The organism is Caballeronia sp. (assembly GCF_049581465.1).
Taxonomy (GTDB): Bacteria; Pseudomonadota; Gammaproteobacteria; order Burkholderiales; family Burkholderiaceae; genus Caballeronia.
Map to the genome: position 1 here is coordinate 1 of NZ_JBAUSA010000204.1, position 3,178 is coordinate 3,178.

The following is a 3,178-nucleotide window of genomic DNA, read 5'->3' on the forward strand; positions in this document are numbered from 1 at the left end:
GAGCGAGCCGACCCGGAGGAAATTGCGCGTCTCGAGGCTGAGATCGTCATCATGAAGGGACGCATCACGCGTATTCCGTTCATCGACCCGTTCGACCTGCGTTACGTCAATCGCACCAAGCAGCCTACGCCTTCGAGCAAGGCGGTCATGTTTTGTCTGATGGATGTGTCCGGCTCGATGGATGAGCAGCGCAAGGATTTATCTAAGCGCTTCTTTATTCTTTTGTATTTGTTCCTTAACCGGAATTACGAAAAGATCGAAGTTGTGTTCATTCGCCATCACACGCGCGCCGAGGAGGTCGACGAAGAAACGTTCTTTCATTCGACCGAAAGCGGCGGGACGGTGGTGTCGAGCGCGCTCGAATTGATGAAGAAAATCATGGATGAGCGGTATTCGCCTTCGGAATGGAATATCTATGGCGCGCAGGCGTCGGATGGCGACAACTGGACCGACGATTCACCCAAATGCCGGAAAATCCTCTCCGATGACATCCTGCAGAAGGTCCGGTATTTTGCGTATATTCAAGTGGCGCCCGAGGAGCAGAATCTGTGGCTTGAGTACGCTCAGTTGGCTCTCAACGCGCCGGAACTCGCAATGAAGAAGGTCGAATCGGCTGCGGATATCTATCCGGTATTTCGTGAGCTGTTCGAGAAACAGCAGGCGCATGCATGACTACACGTCATCTGAACAACGAAGCGCGTGGCTATCAACTCAAACCCGGCGAACAACTGAAGGCGCAAGACAACGCACCAGTAAAGGCCAGAAAACCGCGCGCGAGCGCGGCACCGGAAGGAGACAATATGAACGTGGCAGAGAGAAGACCGTTGCCATGTCCGTCGGACTGGACGTTCGAGTTGATCGAGGAATACGACACCGAGATAGCGCGCGTCGCGCAGCGTTACGGGCTTGACGTATACCCGATCCAGCTCGAACTTATCAGTGCCGAGCAGATGATGGATGCCTACGCTTCCGTGGGCATGCCGGTGAACTATCGGCACTGGTCATTCGGAAAACATTTCCTCTCGACCGAGAAGAGTTACCGGCGCGGGCAGATGGGTCTCGCGTATGAGATCGTCATCAATTCGAATCCCTGCATCGCGTACTTGATGGAAGAAAACACGATGACGATGCAGGCGCTCGTCATCGCCCATGCGGCCTATGGGCATAATTCGTTCTTCAAGGGTAACTATCTTTTCCGCCTTTGGACCGATGCCCACGCGATCATCGACTACCTGGTTTATGCAAAGAATTACATAGCTGAATGTGAGGAACGGCACGGCATCGATCGAGTTGAAGAACTACTCGACTCGTGTCATGCGCTGATGAATTATGGCGTGGACCGTTATAAGCGCCCGCAGAAATTATCGTTGGCCAGGGAGGCCGCGGCTCGGCGCGAGCGCGAGGCTTACCTGCAATCGCAGGTGAATGAACTCTGGCGCACGTTGCCGAACAAGAAGGCGACGACAACCGAGGAAATCGAGAGCCGCTATCCGCCAGAACCGCAGGAAAACCTGCTGTATTTTGCGGAGAAGAATGCGCCTTTGCTGGAACCATGGGAGCGCGAAGTGATTCGCATTGTCCGCAAGGTCGGACAGTATTTTTACCCGCAGCGGCAAACACAAGTCATGAACGAAGGCTGGGCAACGTTCTGGCATTACACGCTGCTCAATACGCTTTATAGCGAAGGCCGGCTTGAAGACGGTTTCATGATGGAGTTCCTCCATTCGCACAGCAACGTGGTCTATCAGCCGCCCGTAACGAAGCAGTATTACAGCGGCATCAACCCGTATGCGTTGGGATTTTCAATGATGAGCGACATTCGCCGCATCTGCGAACATCCAACCGATGAAGACCGCGAATGGTTTCCTGAGCTCGCGGGCAGTGACTGGCTGGAATCGTTGCATTACGCCATGCGTAACTTCAAGGACGAAAGTTTTATCGCCCAGTATTTGTCGCCGCATTTGATCCGGGAGATGCGCTTGTTCTCGATTCTCGATGACGACATGCGCGACTCGCTGGAGGTGTCGGCGATTCATGATGGCAGTGGTTACCGGTACGTCCGGCAGGCTTTGTCGCGGCAATATGACATGCATCATCGCGAGCCGAATATTCAGGTTTATTCTGTGAATACGCGAGGAGATCGCAGTTTGACGCTGCGCCATTTCATGACGGACAACCGGCATCTCACCAACGACAGCGAGGAGGTGCTCAAGCACATGGCGCGTCTGTGGCAGTTCGACGTTTATCTTGAGAGCGTCGATGAAAACGGCACGGTGCGTAAGCGTTTCGATTGCAAATACGCACACTCGGACAAGCGTTGAACGCTTGCTGTGTGCGTGGATTGTTCCATGGTTTAAATACCGGCTCGCTCGAGTTTAAGCGAGCCGGCTTTTTTTATTCGCGGGTGTTGGCTTCCTGATCCTGTGTGAACAGGTCCCAACTTGCCATGAACAGCGCGGCGATCAGCGGCCCGATCACAAAGCCGTTGATACCGAACAATCCCATGCCGCCCAGCGTGGAGATCAGTATCACCCAGTCGGGCATCTTCGTGTCCTTGCCGACGAGGATTGGCCGCAGGACGTTATCGACCATTCCTATCACCACGACGCAGAATAAAATCAGGACCACGCCGCGCCAGATGTCACCGGTGATCAGGAGATAGGCAGCCGCCGGCGCCCACACGAGCGCGGCTCCGATCGCGGGTAGCAGGGACAGGAAACCCATCAGCACGCCCCACAGCAGCGCCCCCTGGATCCCGAGGAACATGAAGATCATGCCGCCCAGGAAGCCTTGCACCGCGGCGACCGCAATATTGCCTTTTACCGTTGCGCGCACGACCGTCGTGAATTTGGCGATCAGGTGTTGTTTGGGGCCTTCATCGAGGGGTAGCGCACGACGAATACGCCGGCCGATCTCCCCGCCATCGCGCAGCAGGAAGAAAACTAGATAGAGCATTACACCGAAGCTGATGACGAACCGAAACGTGTTCTGGCCGATGCTGAGCGCCTGCGTGGCGACGATCTGGCTGATGGAGGAAGCGCCATCGGTCAGACGTTTTTGGATGCCGGGAATGTCGGTGAGACCGAAGCGGCCGAGCAGGGTCTGCACCGAATCTGGTAGCCAGTGAATGGCGTCCTGGAAGTACGCGGCGAAATTCGGCTGGGCGGACTTGAATTGC

General features: G+C 55.3%; 3 protein-coding genes. 2 read left to right on the plus strand and 1 reads right to left on the minus strand.

Translation table 11 applies throughout. The features are described 5' to 3' along the window. A partial coding sequence (locus WCA53_RS05025; RefSeq protein WP_423906308.1) for a YeaH/YhbH family protein occupies positions 1-672 on the plus strand: 672 nt, incomplete at its 5' end. Next, positions 669-2,321: a SpoVR family protein gene (locus WCA53_RS05030; protein WP_423906313.1), complete on the plus strand. Its 1,653-nt coding sequence runs from the start codon at positions 669-671 to the stop codon at positions 2,319-2,321. The genes WCA53_RS05025 and WCA53_RS05030, both read left to right, overlap by 4 nt. Positions 2,322-2,394: 73 nt before the next feature. Here the strand turns inward: WCA53_RS05030 and WCA53_RS05035 are convergent. Continuing rightward, positions 2,395-3,178, minus strand: a 784-nt coding sequence (locus tag WCA53_RS05035; protein WP_423906317.1) for an AI-2E family transporter, incomplete at its 5' end; no start/stop codon positions are given.

Excerpts from the sequence above, each read along its gene's own strand:
- WCA53_RS05030 (WP_423906313.1), top strand. The coding sequence starts at position 669 with ATGACTACACGTCATCTGAACAACGAAGCGCGTGGCTATCAACTCAAA.